This is a genomic window from Streptomyces canus (assembly GCF_030815415.1).
Classification (GTDB): Bacteria; Actinomycetota; Actinomycetes; order Streptomycetales; family Streptomycetaceae; genus Streptomyces; species Streptomyces canus_F.
Genome location: NZ_JAUSWW010000001.1, coordinates 5252132 through 5275254 on the forward strand (window position 1 = coordinate 5252132; position 23123 = coordinate 5275254).

Here is a 23123-nt window from a genome sequence, read left to right on the forward strand (position 1 = left end):
CCAAACCCTGTTCAGACCCACTTTCGGGTGGATATGGGTCGCTCCAAAGGATTGATCGATGGAAACGGGTGGACGAAGGGCGACCTGTGGAGCTGTGGACGAAGTTGCGGGCTGTAGGGCGATTTGTCGACTGAGTGGCGCTTCCGTGTCGACTTGTCCCCAGGTCGAGACGGCAGCCTGTGGATAACTCCTGTGGATAACGAAAATATGCAGGTAGGAGCGGCCGGAAACCCCGTGTACTCCTGCTGGACGCCTGCTGGACGCCTGCTAGAAACGCCCGTCCTGGCAGCGAGCAACCCAGTCCGCCGCCGCGACGAACTCCTCGTCCGACGTCCCGCGCAGCGGCAGCTGCATGTCGGCCGTGGTCATGTCCGCACGGGGGTACGAGCCGAGGTACCGCACATCGAGGCAGATCCGCTTGAGCCCCATCAGGGCCTCGGAGACCCGGCGGTCGGAGATGTGCCCCTCGGCGTCGATGCAGAAGCAGTAGTTGCCGATTCCGGCACCGGTGGGCCGGGACTGCAGCACCGTCAGGTTGATGCCACGGGTGGCGAACTCGCCCAGCAGATCGCGCAGACCACCGGGATGGTCGTCGCGCTGCCACAGCACCACGGACGTCTTGTCGGCACCGGTCGGCGCGGCGGGCCGGGCGGGCCTGCCGACCAGCACGAACCGTGTCTGGGCGTTCTCCGCGTCGTGGATGCCGGTCTCCAGCGCCTCCAGGCCGTACCGGGCAGCCGCGAACTCGCCCGCGAAGGCGGCGTCGTACTGGCCCTCCTGGACCAGGCGCGCGGCGTCCGCGTTGGAGGCGGCGGACTCCCAGAGGGCGTCCGGGAGGTTCTTCTTGAGCCAGTTGCGGACCTGCGGCTGGGCGGCCGGGTGCGCGGAGACCGTCTTGATCCCCGACAGCTCGGTGCCGGGCCTGACCAGCAGCGCGAAGGTGATCGACAGCAGCACCTCGCGGTAGATCATCAGCGGGGCGCCCGCGACCAGCTCGTCGAGGGTGGTGGTGATGCCGCCCTCGACGGAGTTCTCGATCGGCACGAATGCGGCCTCGGCCTCGCCCGCGCGCACCGCGTCCAGCGCGGACTGCACGGACACATACGGGATCAGCTCCCGCGTGGCCGTCTCCGGAAGCGTGCGCAGGGCGACTTCGGTGAAGGTGCCTTCAGGACCGAGATACGCATAGCTCGCTGGCATGACCTCACCCTAATGGCCCTTGCGCAGCCTGGCGCACACGTCTCACGACAGCCCCTCCGCTGAGTGAACCGGCGTGACCGGAAGCCGCCCCGGACGTTCGCGTGACCCTCCCCGGACCGCCCGGACCGCCCGCTCACCCCTCCAGCAGCCGCTGCCCCACGTACTCCCCCTCCGCCGCCCCGCCCGGCACCGCGAACAGCCCGCTCGACTCGTGCCGGATGTACTTCGACAGGGCATCCCCGCGATCGAGCTTGCGCTGCACGGTGACGAAGCCGCGCAGCGGGTCGGCCTGCCAGCAAACGAAGAGCAGCCCCGCGTCCGGCACGCCGTCCGTGCCGATGCCGTCGTGGTAGGAGAACGGGCGCCGCAGCATCGCCGCCCCGCCGTTCTGGTCGGGCCGGGTGATGCGCGCGTGGGCGTTGATCGGGACGACCAGATTGCCCTGGGCGTCCGTCTTCTCCAGGTCCATCTCGGTCGTCTCGGAGCCCCCGGACAGCGCCGCCCCGTTCGCCTTGCGGCGTCCGATGACGTTCTCCTGCTCGGTGACCGAGAGGTTCTCCCAGTCGTCGAGGAGCATGCGGATACGGCGTACGACGGCGTAGGAGCCGTTCGCCATCCAGGACGGGTCGTTCGAACCGGACGACGGCACGAAGATCCGCCGGTCGAAGTCGGGCTCGCTCGGCTTCGGATTGCGGGTGCCGTCGATCTGGCCCATGAGGTTCCGGGCGGTCATGGGGTGGGCGGTGGCACCCGGCGAGCGGTTGAACCCGTTCATCTGCCACCGGACGCGGGCCGCGCTCCCCGCGTCCTTCTGGATCGCGCGCAGGGCGTGGAAGGCGACCAGCGCGTCATTGGCGCCGATCTGCACCCACAGGTCGCCGTTGCTGCGTGCCTTGTCGAGCTGATCGGAGGAGAAGTCGGGCAACGGGTCCAGGGCGACCGGGCGCTGCTTCTCGAGGCCGGTCCTGGCGAAGAAGCTGTACCCGAACCCGAAGGTGATCGTCAGCGCCGACGGACCGGCGTCCCGCGCCACATCCGTGTCGTCCGCGGCCGTTCCTTCGCCCGCCATCAGCCGCCGGGCCGTCTGCGACCAGCGGCGCAGCAACGCGGCCGCGCCCTTGCGGCCGACGCCCGCCGCCAGGTCGAAGGCGACGAGGTGGCCGCAGGCCTGGAGGCCCTGGAGGATGCCGGGCTGATGTTTCCCGTGAAACATCGCCTCGTCGGCGCCGACCGAGGCGAGCGGCGTGGCCTCGGAGGGCCGGGCGGCATACCCGACGGTCCCGCCGGCCGCGCCGAGCACGAGCCCGGTGGCACCGGCGGTCCCGAGCAGCCGGCGCCGCGAAACGCCCTCCTTGATGACGGCGTTGTGCAAAGCGCCGTCATCAAGTGCCTTCTCGGGAGTACGGGCCTCCGGAATGGACTGGTCAGCCATGGTGGTTCAGCCGATCTGCGCGTTCTTCGAGACGGTGGTCTGGTCGATGTCGGAGGTCCGCACGGTCACCGCGATCTTCCAGTCGCCCGCCATGGGGAGCTGGATGCCGTTCGCCGACCAGTGCCCGGTGGTGATGTGGTCGGGGACGACGGGCAGCGGCCCGATGCCTTTGGACTCCAGGGTGAAGGAGACCTTCACCTCGGGTACGTCGAAGCCGCGCCCATTGGGCCGCTCCACGTAGACGTGCATCTCGTTGGCTCCCACGCGCGCGGGGTCGAGATCGATCCGCACGAGGCCCTTGCCGTCCTCGCCGCCCGTGTCGAACGGCATGTCGAGCGTCAGCGCACCCGAGGACGAGGTGGAGGAGGAAGAGGACGACGACGTGGCCGCCTTGGCGTCCTCCTCGGTGCGGCCGGGCTCGGTCTGGGTCAGCACGGTGGTGATGGCGAGCAGCACGACGGCGACGCTCGCCTCGGCGAGCACCGAGCGGCGCAGCCCGAACCGATCCGGGTCGGCGTCCCGCTGCCGCCGCTGCCGCGCCGCGTCGACGGCGGCCCGCTGCCGGGCGAGCTGGGCGTCCCGCTGGGAGTCGCCGCCCTTGGCATGGGCGGCGACGTGTTCCTTCTCCCGCTCCGGAGCCTCCTCCTGTTCCGGAACCTCCACCGAGGGCGCCACCGCGCTGTCCCCCAGCCGCGCGGTCCATCGCCGGGAGATCCACGCGATGCCCACCAGCAGCGTCACGAGCCCGATCTTGACGAGGAGCAGCTGTCCGTACGTCGTGTCGGTGAAGGCCGACCAGGAACCGAGCTGCCGCCACGACTGGTAGATGCCGGTGGCGACGAGGGTCACCACGCTGCTGAAGGCGAGGCGGGAGAAGCGGCGAACGGCGGAGCGCTCGATGGGGGTGTCCGCCCGGTACAGCGTCACCAGGAGCGCGGTCAGCCCGCCCAGCCAGGCCGCGACCGCCAGCAGATGCACCACGTCGACGGGCATCGCGATGCCGGTCTGGAGTCCGGTCGAGGCGTGCTCGGCCATCGCCCAGCTCGCCGCCAGCCCGGCGGCCACGACGGTGCCGCCGGTGGAGAGCCCGAAGGTGAGGTCCCGCTTCTCCTGGTCCTCGCGTTTGTCATACGCCCCGAAGAGCACGGCGATGAACAGTGCCGCCGCGGCGAGCAGCAGCAGCCGGGAGACCATCGACGCGCCGGTCTTGGTCTGCAGGACCTGTCCGAGCAGGCTCAGGTCGAACACGTCGCCGAGCTTGCCGCTGCTGGTGTACGAGCCGCGCAGGAGCAGCAGCAGGAGGGTGGCCGAGGTGAGGGCGAGCCACCCGGAGACGACGAGCCGTTGCAGGGGCCGTACGCCGGAACCGCGCTGCCAGCAGGCCAGCACGAAGGCGGCGCCGCCGACCATGACGATGAACCCGGCGTAGGAGACGTAGCGCCCGAAGCCGTAGAGCCAGCCGACGACTCCGCCGCCGGCGGTCGGGCCGGAGGCCGAGACGGTGGTCTTCGAGGGGGCGCCGACGGAGAAGGTGTAGGCCCCGGCGACGGGATGGCTGTCCTCGGAGACGACCTGGTAGGTGACGGTGTAGGTGCCGTCGGGCAGGCCGCTGTGCAGCTGGACGGCATAGGTCGTGCCGCTGACGTCGGACGGTTTGCCGGTGTCGACGCGCTTGCCCTTGGGGTCGAGGACCCGCAGGGAGTCGTCGGACATCGCGACCTTCTCGGAGAAGGTGAGCGAGACCTGGGTCGGGGCCTTGTCGACCACCACCCCCTGCTGGGGGTCGCTGCCGGTCAGCGCGGCGTGCGCGGAGGCCGGACCGGCACCGGCGAGAAGCAGTCCGGTGGCCGCGAGAAGCAGCAGCACCAGGATCGGGACGCGGGGGGCGATGGTCTGCGTCAAGGTGGTCCCTCCCTCAGTGCCCGGTCTTGGGGCGGTACGTCGCGGACTTCACCGGCATCTCGACGGTGACCGGGCCGGACTGCGCGAAGTGCAGCTCCACGGAGACCGTCTGGCCCTGCTTGGGCTTCCGCTTCAGGTTCTCGAACATCAGATGGTTGCCGCCGCTTTTGAACACGAGTTGACCGTGTGCGGGCACGTCGAGGCTCTTGACCTCCGTCATGGCGGAGTCGACGGTCTTGTGCACGGTGACCTGGCCGACATCGCTGGTGACCGAGGTCAGGTCGTCCTTCGCACCGCCCTGGTTGGTGATCGTGAGGAAACCCGCCGCCATGGAGTCGGAGACCGGCTGGGGCATGTAGGCGGCGCTGACGGACAGTTCGGCCTGTGCGTCGTCGGAGGAGCCGGAGTCGGAGCAGCCGGTCAGCACCAGGGTGCCGATCGCGGCGGCCGCGAGGAGCGGCAACCGGCTCACGGGTTCTCTCCCTTGATGAGCTGGGGGAGGTCCTTGGTGTAGTCGTCGACGGTGGCGTCCTCGCCGTAGAGGACGTACCCGCCGTCGGTCTTCGGCGAGAACGCGACGACCTGTGTGCCGTGCGTCGAGACGATCTTGCCGTTCTTGTCCTTGTGCGGCGGCTCGATGGAGATGCCGAGGGTGCGGGCGCCGGCCTGGATGGTGTCGAAGTCGCCGGTGAGGCCGACGACCTGGGAGTCGATGCCCTTGAGCCACTTGCCGAGCGCCTTCGGGGTGTCCCGGTCGGGGTCGGTGGTGACGAACACGATCCGCAGCTCGTCCTGCTGCGCCTTGGTCAGCTGCTTCTTGGCGACGGCGATGTTGTTCATCGTCAGCGGGCAGACGTCGGGGCAGTGGGTGTAGCCGAAGTAGATCAGCGTCGGCCGGCCCTTGGTCTGCTCGCGGAGGTCGTACTTCTCGCCCTGGGTGTCGGTGAGGACGAGGTCCGGCTTCTCGAACGGCTTGTCGAGGACGGTGGCGGCCTTGTCGGAACCCGCCTCCTCGGAGACCACCGAGACGGGCGAGTCGCTGTCGGCACTGCTGCCGCAGGCGGTCAGCGTCAGGGATGCGGCGGCGAGCAGCGCGGCCGCGGCGAACGTCTTCTTGCGCATATCAAAATGTCCCAGATGTGAAGGGTCCGGGGTGCACCGGGATCGTGCGGACAGGTCGCACGATCCCGGTGCACCGCGCGGAAGGGCGGATCTCAGGCGTCGGTGGTGCGCCGGCGGCCGGCGAGCACGCCGTACCCGACCCCGACCGCGCCGACGGCGATGCCGACCACGCCGAGCACGCGCGCGGTGGTGTCACTGCTGTCGGCGGGGGCGGCCGTCTCGGCGGCGGCGGCGTTCTCGGTCTCGTCGGAGGCCTCCTCGGCCGCCGAGGCGCCGTGGTGGCCCCCCTCGGAGGCCTCGGACAGCGTCAGCACGGGAGCCGGGTTCTCGGGCTCCTCCTGGCCGTCCTCCTGGACCTCGATCCAGCGGACGACCTCGTCGTTGGAGTACGTCTGGACGGCCTTGAAGACCAGTTCGTCGGCGTCCTCGGGCAGGGCGCCGACGGAGATCGGGAACTTCTGGAAGTAGCCGGCCTCGACGCCCTTGCCGGTGGCGGTCCAGGTGACCTTGGAGACGGCCTCGGAGATCTTCCGGCCGTGCAGCTCGATCGGCTTGTCGAGCTTGGTCTTGGTGACCTTGGAGGTCCAGCCGGCGATCGGCTCCGGCATCGCCGAGGCGAGCGGGTGGTCGGTCGGGAAGCTGACCTCGAGCTTGGTGGTCGAGGCCTTGTCGCGCTCGTTGGGGACCCTGAAGTCGACGACCGCGTAACCGCCCTTGGCGGCGGTCCCCTCAGGCTGCACGCTGACGTGCGCGAACGCGGGGGAGGACAGGACGACGACGGCAGAGGCGGCGAGGGCGCCGACGGCCGCCAGACGAGAAACCTTCATGAAAGAGAGCACTCCACTTCGCGTGTGATTCCGGAGTTGAAGAGGGATACGCGCGCGCAGAGGTGCCCGATCACTCGGAACAGGGCACGCGCGTGTGGCCGCACGACGGCGGCCCCCAACCCAGGAAGGGGTGCTCGCGTCGTGTCAGGCGGCGAGGACGAGACCGTCGGCGGCGGGCGGACCGCGCCGGATCACCGCGTGCCGGAGTGCGGTCCTACGAGGCGCGGGAGGCGCGAGCTGATCGGTGCGCGGCAGCCGCGGACCGGCCTCCGGCGCACCCGGCAGCCCGGCCCGCAGGGCGCGCACCAGAGCGAGCGCTCCGCGCAGGGACCGCACGAGCGCCACTTGAGCGACCCCGTGCGCCGACAGTTCGGCCAGCCGCAGCAGCGCCAGGTCGCCGTGGCGCAGCAGCCAGCCGGCGGCGAGGGCCGCGAGGACGTGGCCGAGCAGCATCGGCAGGGAGGGCATCAGCGAGGTGGAGGCGCCGGCGGTGGACATGGTGTCCATCGAGCCGTGCGCGTGCGTGCCCGGGTAGAGGCGTGCCTCGGTGAGGATCCGGACCGCCTGGGTGGGGCTGATCGCCGCCGCGGTGGTCCCGCAGACCAGCCGCGCGGCCTGCTCCACCACAGTGGCGTCCGACGGCATCGGGGGCATCGACTGGGCCGTCGTCCCGTGCTGTCCCAGCCCGAAAAGCGTGTGCAGCACGGTCTGTCCGAGCGCCAGCAGAGCCGCGGTCCCGGCCAGCGAGCGCACCCGCCCGGCGAGCGGTGCCGCGACCGCGAGGACCCCGAGGAATCCCGCGCCCAGCGTCCACAGCGGAACGGCGGCGCAGGCGGCCATGGTGTGCCCGGCGGCGGCCAGCACGACGCAGACCGCGGCGAACACCGCGGCCCGCGGGACCCGGAGACCGTCTCCGGTGCGCTGGTGGGGGGCAGACATGGCGGGCTCATCATCGCACTGGCCCCACGGCGGCCATGCGGCAGGCCCACAAGATGACGAATAGGTGGTGCGACCGGAAGATCACCCTCTGATATGAACTACCACTACCCCACATACCTCATGCGCCGCCCGGTACGCATCGCCCATATGGGCGGCGTCACGTCAACTGTGTGCTTACACCTGGCCACTGGCGGCAATAGGTAACGGTATGTCGAGCCGCGGCCGGGAGGCTGGAGCATGAGCATCTGGTGGTCACTCCATCTGCGCCGCGAAGCCGCGAGCGTTCCGCTCGCGCGACGGCTGCTGCTCGGCACGATGGAGACCGCGGGGGTGGACCCCGATATCTCCTACGACCTCTCCGTGGCCCTCAGCGAGGCCTGCGCGAACGCCGTCGAGCACGGCGGGGACGCCGAGCAGGGCGGCACCTCGGAGGCGTACCGGGTCACCGCCTATCTGGACGGCGAGAAGTGTCGTATCGAGGTCGCGGACTCGGGTCCGGGCTTCGGCCGTCCCGCCCCGGTGGTCCGGCGTGCCTCCAGCGAGGCCGAGCACGGCCGCGGGCTGTGTCTGATCCAGGAGCTCGCCGACCACGTCCACATCGGCAACAAGCCGGGCCGGGGCGGTGCGGTGGTCAGCTTCGACAAGATCCTCAAGTGGAAGAAGGACGCGCCGCTCATGGCGGTCTAGCGCCCGCCGCCCCGAGGACTTCTCCACGCGCGAAGACGCGGAACTTCAGCTTCCTCAGCATTCACAGGCGGCTCTCAGCCTCTCCCCACATCCCTGACGGGCACCGTCCCTACCTTCCCGATCATGACGGGAAACCACAGGGACAAGACGATCACCAGGCGCCGCGCCATCGCCGTGACAGGCGGCACGGTCGCCGCGGGCGGCCTCGCCGTCGCCGGTTACCAGTCGGCCTTCGCCGACGACGCCACCACCGCCGACGCGACGGCCTCAGCGTCCGCCATCAGCACCGGCAGCGAGTGCATGACGCTCATGACGAGCGTCACCGAGGGGCCGTACTACCTCGACGGCGCCCTGGTCAGAAAAGACATCACCGAGGGCAAGAGCGGCGTCCCGCTGACCCTGCGCCTCACCGTCGTCGACGCCACCGACGGCTGCACCCCGGTCCCCGGCGCGGCCGTGGAGATCTGGCACTGCGACGCCTGGGGCTACTACTCCGGCTACACCACCGCCAACCCCGGCGGCTCCGCCCCCGCCGAGAGCGAGGACGGCTCGACCGCCGACGACCGGACCTATCTGCGCGGTTATCAGATCGCCAACGGCAACGGGGTCGTCAAGTTCGAGACGATCTTCCCCGGCTGGTACACCCCGCGCACCTGCCACATCCATGTCAAGGTCCACACCGGCGGCGAGAAGGAGGACGGCACCTACGAGGGCGGCAAGGTCAATTACACCGGCCAGTTCTTCTTCGACGACACCGTCGCCGAGGAGATCTTCACGCTGGAGCCCTACTCCCGGCACTCCGGCAGCTACACCACCCTCGACAACGACATGGTGTACGACGGCGGCGGCGCCTCCAGCGGCCTGCTCACCCTCGAGGCCGTCCACAAGAAGGACCCCTCCAAGGGCTACAAGGGCTTCCTGACCCTCGGCATCGACCCCGACGCCGAGAGCACCGGCGCGGGCAGCGGCGGTGGCACCCCGCCGAGCGACGCGCCGACGGGCACTCCGCCGAGCGACGTCCCGACCGGAAGTGCCTCTCCGTCGGCCTCGGCCTCCTCGTAAGGTACGGCCATGAGCAGCCGCGAGGACGAAGCGCTGGCGCAGGCCGCCGTGACCGCGCTGACCGGGCAGTTGGCCCTGGCTCCCAAGCCGGGACTGCCCGATCCGCGTGACCTCGACGCCCGCGTCACCCGCCGGGACCACTGCTCCCTGCGCTGGTCGGCCAAGGCGCTCGTGCCCGGCCTCGCGGCGATGGCCGCCGCCGCCCGCCGCACCGGAGAACCCACACCCGGACTCCGTACCGAACTCGGCGCGATCGGCCGCTGCACCGAGCACTCGGTGGGCCTCGCGGGCGGCGGCCACCGCGGCGCCACGTGGGCCCTCGGCCTGCTGGTCGCCGCGGCCGCCCTGGACCCCCGAGCCGTGGCCACCAACATCACCGCGACCGCCAAGGGCATCGCCCGGCACACCGACAAGCGTGCCCCGCGCAAGCCCTCACACGGCTCGTCGGTGTCGGCGAAGTACGGCGCCGCCGGGGCGCGGGGCGAGGCCCGGGCCGGATTCCCGCACGTACGGCGGGCGTTGGATGCCCTGGCCGCCGCGCGCGCGGTCGGCGCCACCGAGGCCGAGGCCCGGCTCGACGCCCTGCTCACCGTGATGTCCACCCTCCAGGACACCGAACTCCTGTACGCCGCCGGCCCGCTCGGCCTGCGCCACGTCCAGGCGGGCGCCCGCGGCGTCCTGGAGGCCGGCGGCACGTCCCCACCGAGGCCGGTGCCGCGGCCCTGGCCGCCTTCGACGAGGACCTCCACGCGCGCGCGTGGAGCCCCCGGGGCAGCGCGGGGCTGCTCGCGGGGGCCCTGTTCCTGGACTCGCTCCCGGCGACGGTCAGTTCACGAGCACGGGCCGCTGCCTGACCTCCGGCCGGGGGGCGGTGACCCGGCGCGCCGCCGGACCCATGGCGTACGACGCCAGCAGCGTCACCCCTCCCAGCAGCAGCCAGCCAGCCGTCCCCCAGCCGATCAGCAGCGTGGTCACCACGAGCGGACCGAGCGTCCGCGCCACGGTCACGCCCGTCCCGAAGAACCCCTGGTACTCACCCACCCGGTCGGCCGGGGCCAGATCGAAGGACAGCTGCCATGACCCGGCCGACTGCCCCATCTCCGCGACGACCTGGAGGACCGCTCCGGTCACCAGCACCCCGGCGGCGACCCACGGCGACGCACCGGCCGACAGCGCGAACACCGCGCACGCCGCGAGCATGACCCACCCCGACCGCCGCACCGCGCCGACCGCCGACCCGATCCCCGTGACACCGCGCGCCATCCGCACCTGGAAGGCCATCACAGCCCCGGTGTTGAGCACGAACAGCGCGGACACCAGCCAGGCCGGCGCCTGCGTCCGCTCGGCGATCCACAGCGGCAGCCCGAGGCTGAGCAGCGGCATCCGCAGCAGCAGGACGGTGTTGAGGGCCGTGACGGCGACATAGCGGCGATCCCGTACGACACCGAGGCCGTGACGTTTCCGCACAGCTACCGGCGCCACCGACGCCAGCCGCAGCAGCACCCCCGCACACACCGCGAACGTCACCGCGTCCATCGCGAACACCGCCAGATACGCCTCCCGCGTCCCGGCCTGGATCGCCAGCCCGCCCAGCCCCGCGCCCACCGCGAGCCCGGCGTTGAACGCCGACTGGAGATACGCCAGCGCCCCGGTCCGCTCCCCGGTGGGCACCAGCCCCGCCAGCAGTGTCTGCCGGGCCGCGGCCAGCCCCGACTGCGCGGCGGCGTACGCGCACGCGATCGCGACGAACGGCAGGAACCCGCGGACGAACAGGAACGACGCCACCGCGAGCCCCGCCGCCAGCGCCAGCAGCACCGCCGTACCGCGCGCCCCGCGCCGGTCCGCGAGCCGCCCCAGCGGCACGCCCGCCACCGACCCGACCGCCCACCCGACGGTCAGTCCGAGCCCCACGCGCGCGGGAGAGAGCCCGACGACGTGGGTGAAGTAGAACGCGGAGGTCACGAGGTAGGCGCCGTCACCGACGGCATTGGTCAACTGGGCCAGGGCCAGGACGAGTCGCGGCCCCGCGGGCGGGACGAGGGAGTTCGTCATGTCTACGACGGTAGAACCGAACTGGACCCCACTACAGACCCAATAGCCGCCCCCTTCACTGGCCCAATCCGTCCAGCACTGTCCCCAGCGCCTCCAGCGCCTCCGGATACACACGCTCCCGCGGCGTCCCGTACCCCACCACGAGCCCCTGAGGCCGCCCCTCGGCGTCCGGCGCGTGCCAGTGGTCCCCCAGGCGCCCCACGGCGAGACCCGCCGCCTCCGCCCGCGCCACGGCCTCCTTCTCGTCGGCGACCTCCACCAGCGCGTGCAGCCCCGCCGCGATCCCCCGCACCGGCCGCCGCTCCCCGAGCCGGTGCAGCAACTGGTCCCGGCGCCGCCGGTACCGCAGCCGGCAGGCGCGCACATGACGGTCGTACGCATGACTCCCGATGAGCTCGGCGAGCGCCAACTGCCCGATGGACTCGGTGTGGTGATCGCTGTGCAGCTTGGCGTCGGCGACCGCGTCGACCAGGTGCGGCGGCAGCACCATCCACCCGAGCCGCAGCGCGGGCCCCAGCGTCTTGGAGGCGGTGCCGAGATACACGACATGCCCCGGCGCCATCCCCTGCAGCGCACCGACGGGCTGCCGGTCGTAGCGGAACTCCCCGTCGTAGTCGTCCTCGACGAGCAGCCCGCCACGCGCGCGTGCCCAGTCGCTGAACGCCCGCCGCCGCGCGGGATGCAACGTCACCCCGGTCGGGTACTGATGCGCGGGAGTGAGCACGACGGCTCCGCAGTCCCCCAGCCCGTCGGCACAGGCGCCCCTCTCGTCGACCGGCACGGGCACCACGCTCCCGCCGCCACGCCGTACGACCTCCCGGTGGAAGGGCAGCCCCGGATCCTCCATGGCGATCTCGCCACCGTCGAGCACGCGCGTGAGGAGCGCGAGCCCCTGCACATACCCGGACGTGATCACGATCCGCTCAGGGGGCGCGATGACCCCTCGCGCCCGCCCCAAGTACCCGGACAGCGCGGTCCGCAGCTCGATGCGCCCGCGCGGATCGCCGTAGTCGTACGCCAGTGAGGGCGCCGTCGCGATCGCCCGCCGCAGCGCCCGCAGCCAGGCCGCCGCCGGGAACGTCCCGACGTCCGGACTGCCGGGCCGCAGATCGAAACGGGGCGCACGCGTGCGTGAGGCGGCTTCCGGCGCGTCCTGGCTCACTGCCGGCAGGGCGGCGACCTGGGTTCCCGACCCTTGCCGAGCGGTCAGGTATCCCTCGGCGACGAGCTGGTCGTACGCCGATTTCACGGTCCCGCGCGAGACACCGAGTTCGGCGGCCAGCCGCCGGGTGGCAGGCAACCGAGCCCCAGGCGCAAGCCGCCCATCACGTACGGCATCCCGCAAGGCGCGCTCGAGCCCGGCCCGCCGCCCCTCAACAGACCCCAGCTCGATATGCAGGTCCACATCAACCCCCTAAGGGGCGCGGGAACCTCGCGACAAGCCCCCACAACCCCGCAGACCGCAACGAAAGGCCGGGCACCTCACTGGTACCCGGCCATCACTCCACCATCAGCCCTTCAGCGAAGCCATCCAGCTCTCGACCTCATCCGACCGTCGAGGAAGCCCGGCAGACAGGTTCCGGTTTCCGTCCTCCGTCACGAGGATGTCGTCCTCGATCCGCACACCGATACCCCGGTATTCCTCCGGCACCGTCAGATCGTCGGCCTGGAAGTACAGCCCGGGCTCGACCGTCAGCACCATCCCCGGCTCCAGCGTGCCCTCGACATACGTCTCGGTCCGCGCCGCGGCGCAGTCATGGACGTCCATGCCGAGCATGTGCCCGGTCCCGTGCAGCGTCCAGCGCCGCTGCAACCCGAGCTCCAGCACCCGCTCGACGGGCCCCTCGACCAGGCCCCACGCGACGAGCTTCTCGGCCAGCACGTGCTGCGCGGCGTCGTGGAAGTCGCGGTACTTGCCACCGGGGCGCACCGCCGCGATACCGGCCTCCTGGGCCTCGTAGACGGCGTCGTAGACCTTCTTCTGGATCTCGGTGTACGTGCCGTTGATCGGCAGCGTGCGCGTGACGTCGGCGGTGTACAGCGTGTGCGTCTCGACCCCGGCGTCCAGCAGGAGCAGGTCCCCGGAGCGCACGGGCCCGTCGTTGCGCACCCAGTGCAGGGTGCAGGCGTGCGGACCGGCGGCGCAGATGGAGCCGTAGCCGACGTCGTTGCCCTCGACCCGCGCGCGGAGGAAGAACGTGCCCTCGATGTACCGCTCGGAGGTCGCCTCGGCCTTGTCGAGCACGCGGACGACGTCCTCGAAGCCGCGCACGGTCGAGTCGACCGCCTTCTGCAGCTCGCCGATCTCGAACTCGTCCTTGACCAGCCGTGCCTCGGAGAGGAAGACCCGCAGCTCCTCGTCGCGCTCGGCGGTGACCTTGTCGGTCAGCGCTGCTTCGATCCCGGCGTCGAACCCGCGTACGACCCGGACCGGACCGGTCGCCTCGCGCAGCGCGTCCGCCAGCTCGCGCACATCGGAGGCGGCGATGCCGTACAGCGCCTCGGACTCCGCCAGGGAGTGCCGGCGGCCGACCCACAGCTCGCCCTGCCCGGACAGCCAGAACTCGCCGTTCTCGCGGTCGGAACGCGGCAGCAGGTAGATCGTCGCCTTGTGCCCCTCGGAGGCCGGCTCCAGGACGAGCACGCCGTCCTCGGTCTGGTTGCCGGTGAGGTACGCGTACTCGACGGAGGCCCGGAAGGGGTACTCCGTGTCGTTCGAGCGGGTCTTCAGGTTGCCCGCGGGGATCACCAGACGCTCACCCGGGAAACGCGCGGACAGCGCGGCACGGCGGGCGGCGGTCTCGGCGGCCTGGGGAATGGGCCGCAGGTCGTGCAGCTCGGTGTCGGCCCAGCCGGACTTCATGCTCTCGGCCAGCTCGTCGGACACGCCCGGGTACAGCCCGTTCTTCCGCTGTTTGATCGGCTCTTCGGTCTCTTCCGGGGTCTCCGGGTTGAGCTCCTCGGCCACGGTCATCCTCCTAGATACGGCACTGGACCCCGTCCATCGTACGGTCGTACGGAAGGGGGCCCAGGGCCGTTGGACCTGTTACCGAGAGCTACCCGCGGCACTACTCGAAGTGCGCGGCGAGCAGGACGACGTCCTCCTCGGTGTCCGCCGCGTCGAGCCCGTCCGGCAGGACGGTGCGCAGGACGTGGTCGGCGATCGCGTCCGGGTCGTGCCGCAGCGACTTCGGCACCCCGGCCGCCGCCGAGTGCAGCCGCGCGAAGGCACGGTCGGTGGGGTCGCCGGTCCGGTGCAGCAGCCCGTCGGTGTACAGCAGAACCGTCTCTCCCGGCTCGGCCTCCAGCTCCACGCTGGGCGCCTCCCAGCAGGCGAGCATCCCGAGCGGCGCCGACACGGACGTCTCCACGAACTCCGTGCGTCGCTGGCCGACCAGCAGCGGCGGGCAGTGCCCGGCACCGGCCAGCGTGATCTTGCGCAGCGCGGGCTCGCAGTAGGCGAACAGGGCGGTCGCGGAGCGGGCCGGTTCGGTGAGCCGCAGCAGCAGCTCCAGGTCGGACAGGACGGCGACGGGGTCCTCGCCCTCCATCACGGCGTACGCCCTCAGGCTGGCTCTCAGCCGGCCCATCGCGGCGATCGCGCTCGGGCCGGATCCGGTGACCGAGCCCACCGCGAGACCGAGCGCGGCGTCGGGCAGTGGCAGGGCGTCGTACCAGTCGCCGCCGCCGCGCGGACCGGTGCGGTGCCGGACGGCGAGCCGCACACCGGCGACGCGGGGGAGCCGGGACGGCAGCAGCTCCTCCGCCATCGTCGCCATGCACGCGCGCGTGCGCTCGACTTCGAGCAGGCGTGCCAGGTACTCGGTCGCGTGACGCGCGTACAGGCCGACGAGGTGGCGCCGGCGCTCGTCCGGTTCGGCGGGCTCGTCGTACAGCCACACGGCGGCGCCGAGGCGGCCCGCGGCGTCGGAGGAGAGCGGCAGCGCGTAGCACGCCGCGTAGCCGAGGCGGGCGGCCACCTCGCGGTGCCGGGGGTCGAGGCCGTCCTCGGCGAAGAGGTCCGGCTCGGCGATCTCGCTGTCGGCGCCCGGCAGTCCGTCGAGGATCCTGCCGTACGACATCGCACTGCGCGGCACGGTCTCGATGTGACCGAGATCGGCCCGGGCCAGGCCCAGGCCGATCGTGGTGTCGGGGCCGAGTCCGTCGTCCGGTTCCAGGACGACGAGGCCGCGCCGGGCGCCCACCAGGGCGGCTCCGGCGCGCAGGAGTTCGGTCAGGGCATCCTGCAGTGTGTCCGTGCGGGCCAGACGTTCCGTGAGTTCGTGCAGGGTCGTGAGGTCGGAGACCCAGCCTGCGAGCCGGTCCTGGAGCAGGGCGCTCGGGGCGTTCGGAGCGGTCGGTGGCGGGACCGGAGAGGTGCCCGGGACGACGGGCGCGGGCGCGACAGTGTGTGCGGGCGAGGGAACCGTTGAATCGATTCCGGCCACTTTCGGAGGGTGAGGGGCGTTCATGGCGTCCGGCTTTCCGACCGGTGCGTATTGCTCAAAAGCATCGCAAACCCCCATGTCATTCTGCGCCGCTAGCAGTGTCTCCACATGTACACGCACTCGTGAGGGGATGTCCAGCATTGTCCTGCCGGGATTCCTGGTGTCCGTGAGTCACCGGTGTACCTCTTGCCGAAAAGCAAAGTTGGCTTAAAACTGACTCGGGTAACACGTTATTGCGGTCGACTGGCCTTGCTCCACTGAGCGTCACAGCGGTCGTGATGGGTACGTACTCGGAGAAGACCAGGGGTGGTTGACATCCACCCGGAACCTGGTGACGGACCCGGGCGTCTTAACCACCGACGACCGTGCCCCATCCTCCGTGGCGGAGGCGAGGAGAAACACGCGGGACGGCAAAACGCCAGACTTCGCCACCCCCACGCCACGCCCATGCTTTTGATAGACGCAGTGTGGGTCCGGCTGCCGTGGACGCAGCCAACGCTCGACCCATAGGGGTTCCCCTTGTCTCTGACAGGGGTGTGATGCGCCAACAGATACGCACAGTGCAGTGATCGACACATGGTGTGATGTGGCCCACGGTGTTGCCAGCGGTGCAACGGAAAGGAACGAGCGCTCATGCGCGAGATCCTCGGAAAGGCACGCAGGCTCCTGTCCAAGCGGAACGACGGGGGGCCTGAGTTGATCAGCGCGGCCCTGACCTTCGCGACGGAATGGCAGTGGCCCGTACTCCCGGGCGCGGCACCGGACCCACAGGGTCGGGCCCGTTGCAGCTGCCCCGACCCCGAGTGCACGGTCCCCGGCGCGCACCCCTTCGACCCCGGGCTCCTCGCGGCGACCACCGACGCCCGCATGGTGCGCTGGTGGTGGGCCAACCGGCCCGCCGCGCCGATCGTCCTCGCCACCGGCGGCACGGCACCCTGCGCGGTGTCCCTGCCGGCCCTCGCGGGCTCCCGGGCGCTGGCCGCCCTCGACCGCCAGGGCATGCGCCTGGGGCCGGTGGTCGCCTCGCCCACCCGCTGGGCGATCCTCGTCAAGCCGTACTCCATGGAGCAGTTGGGCGAACTGCTGTACGCCAAGGACTTCGTCCCCGGCTCCCTGCGCTTCCACGGCGAGGGCGGCTATGTCGCGCTGCCCCCGTCCGAGACGGGCCGGGGCGCCATCCACTGGGAGCGTGCTCCGCTGCCCGGCTCGGCCTCCCCGTGGCTGCCCGATGTCGAGGCCGTGGTGGACGCGGCGGTGGACGCCCTCACTCGTACGGGTGTGAGCGCGCCCGAGTTGTAAGGGTGTCGGGCGCGCGTGGAACCAGCCGTCCGCGCGCGCTCGTTATCGTCCCTTTCATGAACCTTCGTCTGCTTGCCCTGACGGGCGTCGTGGTGTGCGCGGTCGCGCTGCCGCTGGCCGTGGCGTCCGCGGGACAGGTGGGCGAGCAGCGCCGCACCGCTGTACGCGACGAGGCCGCCGTACGTGATGAGGCGGCCGTACGTGAAGAAGGCGCCGCACCTGACGGGGCGCACGAGGATCACAAGGTCGCCGCCCCCACCAGCTCGCCGTGGCTGCTCGGGCTGGGCCTGGCCACCGCCGCCCGCTGCGGACCCGAACTCACCTCTCCCGAGGGCATCGAGGCGCAGACCTGTGTCCTGACGCAGGGTGAGGAGACCTGGGCGCGCACGTACTACCGCAACCTCACCGGCGGCGGCCTGGAATCCGTCCTCAGCCTCATGGGTCCCGGCGGCCGCAGCGTGCAGATGCACTGCGCCGTGGGAGCGGGCGACGAGCCGGGAACCTGCGAGACGCCCAGGGAGCGCACCGAGGGCGAGCCGGGCGCGTACACGGCGGTCGCGGAGTTCGCGGGACGGGGCGGCCAGGGGCCGCTCCTGCTGCGGTCCGGAAGCAACTCCGGGGAGTACACGGGCAGTTGACGCCCAGCAGCGTTGCGTAAACGGAACGGCGCAAAGAAAGACCCGGTTGCTGGCGACGGGGGATGCACCAGCAACCGGGCTACTGGAACGGTAACAAGAGATCGGCTGTTCGCAAATTCGATCTCGCTTTTCCATCGGCTTTCCGGACACCGACTCACTTGCTCCGGACGGGAGTTGTGAGTGGCTCCCGGCACCCGGCACGCCACGGGAGCCGCTGACCGACCAGTCAGCAGCTCCCGGTTTCGAACCTGTGTGTCAGCTGAGCGTGACCTGTCGGTTGGTCAGCCCGCCACGCGCGCGACGCTCGTCCGCGGTGAGCGGAGTGTCCGAGGCCAGCGCGCCGGTGAGGCGCTCGGCGAACTCGGCCGCCGGCTTCTCCACGTCCTCCGCGGTGACCCCGCTCGGCAGGTCCCAGACCGGCACGGTGAGCCCGTGCGCGCGGAAGGAACCCACGAGCCGGGTGCCCTCGCCGAGTCCGGCCCGGCCCGCCGCGTGCAGCCGCGCGAGCGCGTCCAGAAGCTGCTCCTCGGGATACGGCATGACCCAGCGCAGGTGGTTCTTGTCCGGCGTCTCGCACCAGTAGGCGGCGTCCACGCCCTGGAGCTTGGCGGTGGGGATGGCCGCGGCGTTGGCGCGCTCCAGGGAGGCGGCCACCTCCGGGCTGGAGTTCTCCGCGTCCGGCACCCAGAACTCGAAGCCCGTGTGCACGACTGGCTCGAACGTGCCTTCGGGGTCGAGCAGATCCTGCAGTCGCGGGCCGTCGGCGGGGGCGCGGCGGCCCTGGACCGGGGTGCCCGGGTCGGCGGTGAGGGCGCGCTGGAGGGTGTCGGCGAGGTCGCGGCTGATGTCGCCCGACGCCGTGTCGTTCTGCAGGCCCAGCAGCACCGAGCCGTCTTCGCGGCGCAGCGCCGGCCAGGCCATCGGCAGCACCGTGGCCAGCGAGACCGACGGGACGCCCTCGGGGAGGCCGCCCTTCAGCGTCAGCTCGACCGTGGCGGCCGGCACCAGCTCGCGCAGGGCAACCCAGTCGCCCTCGCCCGGGAGCCCCTCGAACGGGCGCTGCACCAGCTCGGTCACCGCGTGCGCGGCGGCCCGGCCGTGACAGGCCTTGTAGCGGCGGCCGCTGCCGCAGGGGCAGGGCTCGCGGGCACCGACGACCGGGACCTCCCCGTCGGCGATCTGCGGGCCTTTGGCCTTCGTCTGGGGTCGCTTCTTGGCCATCGTGAGGTCTCCCGGTTACGGCTGGTCTCGTACGGCGGGAGCCTAGCCGTTCATGGGGCGACCGACGGGAACCTGTGGATAACCCCGGCGGTCCGGTAACGCCCCGTAGGGGCGCGGGGAACTGCACGACGGCGCGGGGAACTGCAGGACCAGCCACGACGGAGCCGCAGCCGAGGGCGGACCGTCGCGGCCTTCCCGGCGGAGCGTCTAGTCCAGGTCGGTGAACGCGTCCGCGAAGTCCAGACCGGCCATCGTCGACACCGAGGGCGCCGTGATGCGCGTGGCGAAGTCGTCGCGGCGGTGACAGGCGTCCGGGTCGTGCACGTCGTCGTGGACGACCACCCACACCGTGACCTCGCCGCGGGCGTCGTCCCTGACGCCCCAGTCGTCGGACAGTGCGGTGATGATGTTCAGCCCGCGGCCGCCGTGCGCGGTGACCGAGGGCGTGGCCGGAGCAGGGCGGGTGGGCCCGCCGCCGTCCGTCACCTCGACCGTGAGTCTGCCCCCGGTGTCCACCCGCCAGGCGGCGCGGACATCGCCGTCCCCGGCCAGGGCGTCGCCCAGTGGCCGGCCGTGCTTGCACGCATTGCTCAAGAGTTCGGAAAGAATGAGTACGGCGTCGTCGATGACCGCTTCCGACACGCCACCTCTGCGCAGCTGAGAACGCATCCGGTGTCTTGCTTCCCCCACGCCCGCAGGGCCATGGGGTACGGCCATGCTCGACGACGTGGGCACCTCCTGTGCCACCACCAACGCCACCCCCGAGACCTCCTTTGCCCCACGCCACGGAGTGGATGCCCCATTGGCCTGTACCGGAAACCGGCCAATCAAGGTCCGCTGACGCATTCGTAACGATCGAATACGGTCCGAACGCGCCGGAGCACACCCTGTAATCGACTGGCTGGATTTCGACGTCCTGGCCGGGTTGGGAGAATGCGGGTGCCCGGGTGGTCGGGTCAAGATGTCGTCACAGGTCTTTACCAGTTGTCGGCGTTTTGGTTATCTGCCCAGCTGGCGCAGGACTGCGCGCGGTCGGTTGGTAATGATCGCGTCGATGCCGAGCTCGACACAGAGATCCACGTCCTCGGGCTCGTTCACCGTCCATACGTGCACCTGGTGACCGGCTCGTTTCAGCCGCTCGATGTACGCCGGGTGATTGCGCACGATCCGGATCGAGGGCCCCGCGATGCGGACGCCCGCCGGAAGTCGACCGTCCCTCAGCCGGGGCGAGACGAACTGCATCAGATAGACCGTGGGCAGCGCCGACGAGGCGGCACGCACGCGATGCAGCGAGCGGGCCGAGAAGCTCATGATCCGCACCGGGGAGTCGGCGGCCGAGGCGGGCGCGTCCAGCCCGAACCGTTTCAGCAGGACGAGCAGCCGCTCCTCCACCTGCCCGGCCCAGCGGGTGGGGTGCTTGGTCTCGATGGCCAGCTCCACCCGCCGCCCCGAGTCCGCGACCAGCTCGAGGAGCCGCTCCAGCGTCAGTACGGAGGTGTCCTCACGGTCCTCCGGGCGGTGCTCCCAGTCGGGCTCCTCGTCCCGGTTCCGCCAGGAGCCGAAGTCCAGGGCGGCCAGGTCGGCCAGCTCCAGGGCGGAGACCGCCCCGCGCCCGTTGGACGTACGGTTGACGCGTCGGTCGTGGACGCAGACGAGATGGCCGTCGGCGGTCAGGCGCACATCGCACTCGAGGGCGTCGGCACCGTCCTCGATCGCCTTCTTGTACGCGGCCAGAGTGTGCTCCGGGGCCTCTTCGGAGGCTCCACGGTGAGCGACGACCTGAATGCTTTGCTGCCGTGCGTGGGTCACCGCGTCATGGTGCCACCGCACCGGGGTACGCGTCGCACGAGGAGGGCGCCAAGATGCGTCCGGTTCGCCGGACAGGTCCCATATAAAGGAAAGTCGCGGACCCACAGCCACCGCTTATGGTGCTCTGACGGCCTGTGGGAAAAGCTGACGGCATACAAAAGCACATGCACAGCTGCATCGCGCCGGACCGTCGGCAAGCGTGAACGAGCGTGACATCAGGACAACAGCCGTGGATCGAGGAGAAAAGCTGTGAGCACCGAGAACGAGGGCACTGCGGTACCCCCGGCCCCGTCCGCACCTCCCGTGCCGGTGGATTCCCCCGCAGCCTCCCCGCAGGCGACCGCGCCCGGCAGCGGCGCCCCGACGACCCAGTTCCCCACGACGCCCCCGCACGCCCCCGGCGCACCGGAGCAGGAACTGGTCCACGCGGGCCAGGCACCGGCGTACGCCTCGGCGAGCGCGGGCGGTCCGCAGGGCGGCGCTGCCCCGGGCCAGGCGCCGGACGGCTCGTGGCCGCCCCCGCCCCCGGCCACCCCGTCGTACGCCGACAGCGGCTCGGGCGGTGCGGGTGGCGGTGGCTGGGGCGCCTCCTACCAGCAGCCCGCCCCGAAGTCCCGCCGCGGCCGCGGCGGCCTGATGGCGGCGGTCCTGATCGCCGCGCTGGTCGCGGGCGGCCTGGGCGGCGGCCTCGGCTACACCCTGGCCAGGAACGACGACAACGGCTCGTCGACCACCGTCTCGGCCTCCGACAGCGGCGGCTCCGTCAAGCGTGACGCCGGCACGGTCGCGGGCGTGGCCGCCATGGCCCTGCCGAGCACGGTCACCATCCAGGCCGAGTCCAGCAGCGGCGAGGGCGGCACCGGCACCGGCTTCGTCTTCGACACCGAGGGCCACATCGTCACCAACAACCACGTCGTGGCGGACGCGGTGGACGGCGGCAAGCTGACCGCGACCTTCCCGAGCGGCAAGAAGTACGACGCCGAGGTCGTGGGCCACGCGCAGGGCTACGACGTGGCGGTGATCAAGCTCAAGAACGCGCCGAGCGACTTGAAGCCGCTGACGCTGGGCAACTCGGACAAGGTGGCGGTGGGCGATTCGACGATCGCCATCGGCGCCCCCTTCGGCCTCTCCAACACGGTCACGACGGGCATCATCAGCGCGAAGAACCGCCCGGTCGCGTCGAGCGACGGCAGCGGCTCGAACGCGTCCTACATGAGCGCCCTGCAGACGGATGCCTCGATCAACCCGGGCAATTCGGGCGGCCCCCTCCTGGACGCCCAGGGCAATGTGATCGGCATCAACTCCGCGATCCAGTCCAGCAGCAACGGCGGCCTGGGCGGCACCAGCCAGTCCGGCTCGATCGGCCTCGGCTTCGCCATCCCGATCAACCAGGCCAAGTACGTGGCCCAGCAGCTGATCAAGACCGGCAAGCCGGTGTACGCCAAGATCGGCGCCTCGGTCTCCCTGGAGGACTCCACGGGCGGCGCGAAGATCACCGAGCAGGGCGCCAGCGGCTCCGACGCGGTCGAGGCGGGCGGCCCGGCGGCCAAGGCGGGCCTCAAGCCCGGCGACGTCATCACCAAGCTCGACGACCGGGTCATCGACTCCGGTCCCACCCTCATCGGCGAGATCTGGACCCACCAGCCCGGCGACAAGGTCAAGATCACCTACGAACGCGACGGCAAGACCAACACCGTGGATCTCACCCTGGGTTCCCGGGAGGGCGACAGCTGACCCACGCGCGCGCGTGCTCACCGGTTACTCTGGTCCCCGCGCCACCGATCACGGGTGGCGCGGGGTGGGTTGCCCGAGCGGCCTAAGGGAACGGTCTTGAAAACCGTCGTGGCGCAAGTCACCGTGGGTTCAAATCCCACACCCACCGCATATGAACGGCCCCTGACCAGGTAAATCGGTCAGGGGCCGTCGTGCTGTGCGCGGACTCCAGGGTCGGGAGTCGTTCGCCCGAAGGGATACGGCCGATCCCCGTGCCTCCGTACGCCTTCCCGGTCCGCGACAAGCGGTTCGGCTACAGCTCGTAGTCCCGGGCCAGTTCGTCCCACGCCACGTCCCGCAGCCCGGCCTCCGCGTCGCAGCCCGACGGCACCTGCGTGGTGGGCTGGAACCAGATGACCGTGAGGTCTGACCGGTACAGGACCGGATCGTGGGCCGGGTTCATGGCGTCGGAGCGGAAGCGGCCCACGCACGCCACCGACGGGAGCACCTCCACCGGGCCGAACGCACCCGCGTACTGGTCCGGGTACTCCCGCGGCGGCGGGACCAGGTGGACCGGCGTCCTCGGGAAATCCCGCTCCGCCGACTGCAACAGGCCTTTGATCTTCATCTCGTTGACCGGCTTGCAGGGATAGCCCTCCAGCATTCCGCCGTACGTCGAGGAGAGCCGCAGCTCGGAGAGGTCGATGCTGCGGCCGGAGGTCAGGACGAGGCGGGCCAGTGTCGTGGTCGGCACTCTAGGTCGGTGGTGCAT

General features: G+C 71.2%; 20 protein-coding genes, 1 tRNA gene and 1 pseudogene. 7 read left to right on the forward strand and 15 right to left on the reverse strand.

Annotated elements, in window-relative coordinates; all coding sequences use genetic code 11:
- Positions 1–267: 267 nt before the first annotated feature.
- The 7 genes from pheA to QF037_RS24350 form a co-directional block, all read right to left on the reverse strand.
- Positions 268–1200: a prephenate dehydratase gene (pheA, locus tag QF037_RS24320; RefSeq protein ID WP_307028601.1), complete on the reverse strand. Its 933-nt coding sequence runs from the start codon at positions 1198–1200 to the stop codon at positions 268–270.
- Positions 1201–1333: 133 nt separating this feature from the next.
- A complete protein-coding gene (gene efeB / locus QF037_RS24325) occupies positions 1334–2632 on the reverse strand; it encodes an iron uptake transporter deferrochelatase/peroxidase subunit (RefSeq protein ID WP_307028603.1) in 1299 nt (432 codons plus the stop codon).
- 6 nt (positions 2633–2638) lie between these two features.
- Positions 2639–4534, reverse strand: coding sequence for a copper resistance CopC/CopD family protein (locus tag QF037_RS24330; RefSeq protein ID WP_307028605.1), 1896 nt, complete (start codon positions 4532–4534; stop codon positions 2639–2641).
- Between the two features lie 13 nt (positions 4535–4547).
- The gene (locus tag QF037_RS24335; protein ID WP_307028607.1) at positions 4548–5006 is read right to left on the reverse strand and encodes a copper chaperone PCu(A)C; all 459 of its coding nucleotides are present in this window, start codon (positions 5004–5006) and stop codon (positions 4548–4550) included.
- Positions 5003–5656 (reverse strand): SCO family protein, encoded by a 654-nt coding sequence (locus QF037_RS24340; RefSeq protein WP_307028610.1) that lies wholly within the window; start codon positions 5654–5656, stop codon positions 5003–5005. Before QF037_RS24340 ends, QF037_RS24335 begins: the two co-directional genes overlap by 4 nt.
- 92 nt (positions 5657–5748) lie before the next feature.
- On the reverse strand, positions 5749–6483 hold the full coding sequence (locus QF037_RS24345) for a YcnI family copper-binding membrane protein (RefSeq protein ID WP_307028612.1): 735 nt from the start codon (positions 6481–6483) through the stop codon (positions 5749–5751).
- Between the two features lie 144 nt (positions 6484–6627).
- Positions 6628–7422 carry a hypothetical protein gene (locus QF037_RS24350; protein ID WP_307028614.1) on the reverse strand — a complete coding sequence of 265 codons (795 nt, stop codon included), beginning with the start codon at positions 7420–7422 and terminating at the stop codon, positions 6628–6630.
- Positions 7423–7659: 237 nt separating this feature from the next.
- On the opposite strand from QF037_RS24350, the gene QF037_RS24355 reads away from it, so the two are divergent.
- The 3 genes and pseudogenes from QF037_RS24355 (at position 7660) to QF037_RS24365 (ending at position 10025) form a co-directional block, all read left to right on the forward strand.
- Positions 7660–8109 (forward strand): ATP-binding protein, encoded by a 450-nt coding sequence (locus tag QF037_RS24355; protein ID WP_307028616.1) that lies wholly within the window; start codon positions 7660–7662, stop codon positions 8107–8109.
- A 123-nt stretch (positions 8110–8232) separates the two neighbouring features.
- Entirely contained in the window at positions 8233–9171 is a 939-nt protein-coding gene (locus QF037_RS24360) for an intradiol ring-cleavage dioxygenase (RefSeq protein ID WP_307028618.1), read from the forward strand.
- Positions 9172–9180: 9 nt separating this feature from the next.
- Positions 9181–10025 (forward strand): annotated as a pseudogene (locus QF037_RS24365) (triphosphoribosyl-dephospho-CoA synthase).
- Here the strand turns inward: QF037_RS24365 and QF037_RS24370 are convergent.
- The 4 genes from QF037_RS24370 to QF037_RS24385 form a co-directional block, all read right to left on the reverse strand.
- A complete protein-coding gene (locus QF037_RS24370; RefSeq protein WP_307028620.1) occupies positions 9997–11223 on the reverse strand; it encodes an MFS transporter in 1227 nt (408 codons plus the stop codon). The pseudogene QF037_RS24365 and the gene QF037_RS24370 sit on opposite strands and share 29 nt — an antisense overlap.
- A gap of 55 nt (positions 11224–11278) precedes the next feature.
- Positions 11279–12628, reverse strand: a complete 1350-nt coding sequence (gene pdxR, locus QF037_RS24375) for a MocR-like pyridoxine biosynthesis transcription factor PdxR (RefSeq protein ID WP_307028622.1) — start codon at positions 12626–12628, stop codon at positions 11279–11281.
- 105 nt (positions 12629–12733) lie between these two features.
- Complete coding sequence (locus QF037_RS24380; RefSeq protein WP_373463812.1) at positions 12734–14191, reverse strand: aminopeptidase P family protein; 1458 nt, start codon at positions 14189–14191, stop codon at positions 12734–12736.
- Positions 14192–14291: 100 nt separating this feature from the next.
- Positions 14292–15812 carry a PP2C family protein-serine/threonine phosphatase gene (locus tag QF037_RS24385; RefSeq protein WP_307028625.1) on the reverse strand — a complete coding sequence of 507 codons (1521 nt, stop codon included), beginning with the start codon at positions 15810–15812 and terminating at the stop codon, positions 14292–14294.
- Between the two features lie 492 nt (positions 15813–16304).
- Here QF037_RS24385 and QF037_RS24390 point away from each other — a divergent pair, with 492 nt between their 5' ends.
- Together QF037_RS24390 and QF037_RS24395 are read left to right on the forward strand one after the other, a co-directional pair.
- On the forward strand, positions 16305–16970 hold the full coding sequence (locus tag QF037_RS24390; protein ID WP_307028627.1) for a bifunctional DNA primase/polymerase: 666 nt from the start codon (positions 16305–16307) through the stop codon (positions 16968–16970).
- A gap of 56 nt (positions 16971–17026) precedes the next feature.
- Positions 17027–17608 carry a hypothetical protein gene (locus QF037_RS24395; protein WP_307028629.1) on the forward strand — a complete coding sequence of 194 codons (582 nt, stop codon included), beginning with the start codon at positions 17027–17029 and terminating at the stop codon, positions 17606–17608.
- A 255-nt stretch (positions 17609–17863) separates the two neighbouring features.
- Here the strand turns inward: QF037_RS24395 and QF037_RS24400 are convergent, their stop codons facing one another.
- From QF037_RS24400 to QF037_RS24410, 3 genes are all read right to left on the reverse strand, one after another.
- The gene (locus QF037_RS24400) at positions 17864–18829 is read right to left on the reverse strand and encodes a DUF5926 family protein (RefSeq protein ID WP_307028631.1); all 966 of its coding nucleotides are present in this window, start codon (positions 18827–18829) and stop codon (positions 17864–17866) included.
- A gap of 207 nt (positions 18830–19036) precedes the next feature.
- Complete coding sequence (locus tag QF037_RS24405) at positions 19037–19675, reverse strand: ATP-binding protein (RefSeq protein ID WP_307028632.1); 639 nt, start codon at positions 19673–19675, stop codon at positions 19037–19039.
- 153 nt (positions 19676–19828) lie between these two features.
- Positions 19829–20638, reverse strand: coding sequence for a glycerophosphodiester phosphodiesterase (locus QF037_RS24410; RefSeq protein ID WP_307028635.1), 810 nt, complete (start codon positions 20636–20638; stop codon positions 19829–19831).
- A 249-nt stretch (positions 20639–20887) separates the two neighbouring features.
- Here QF037_RS24410 and QF037_RS24415 point away from each other — a divergent pair, with 249 nt between their 5' ends.
- Positions 20888–22372 (forward strand): S1C family serine protease, encoded by a 1485-nt coding sequence (locus QF037_RS24415; RefSeq protein ID WP_307028636.1) that lies wholly within the window; start codon positions 20888–20890, stop codon positions 22370–22372.
- Between the two features lie 63 nt (positions 22373–22435).
- Positions 22436–22520: transfer RNA gene (locus QF037_RS24420), tRNA-Ser, on the forward strand.
- 144 nt (positions 22521–22664) lie between these two features.
- Here the strand turns inward: QF037_RS24420 and QF037_RS24425 are convergent.
- Positions 22665–23123: a hypothetical protein gene (locus tag QF037_RS24425; RefSeq protein WP_307028637.1), complete on the reverse strand. Its 459-nt coding sequence runs from the start codon at positions 23121–23123 to the stop codon at positions 22665–22667.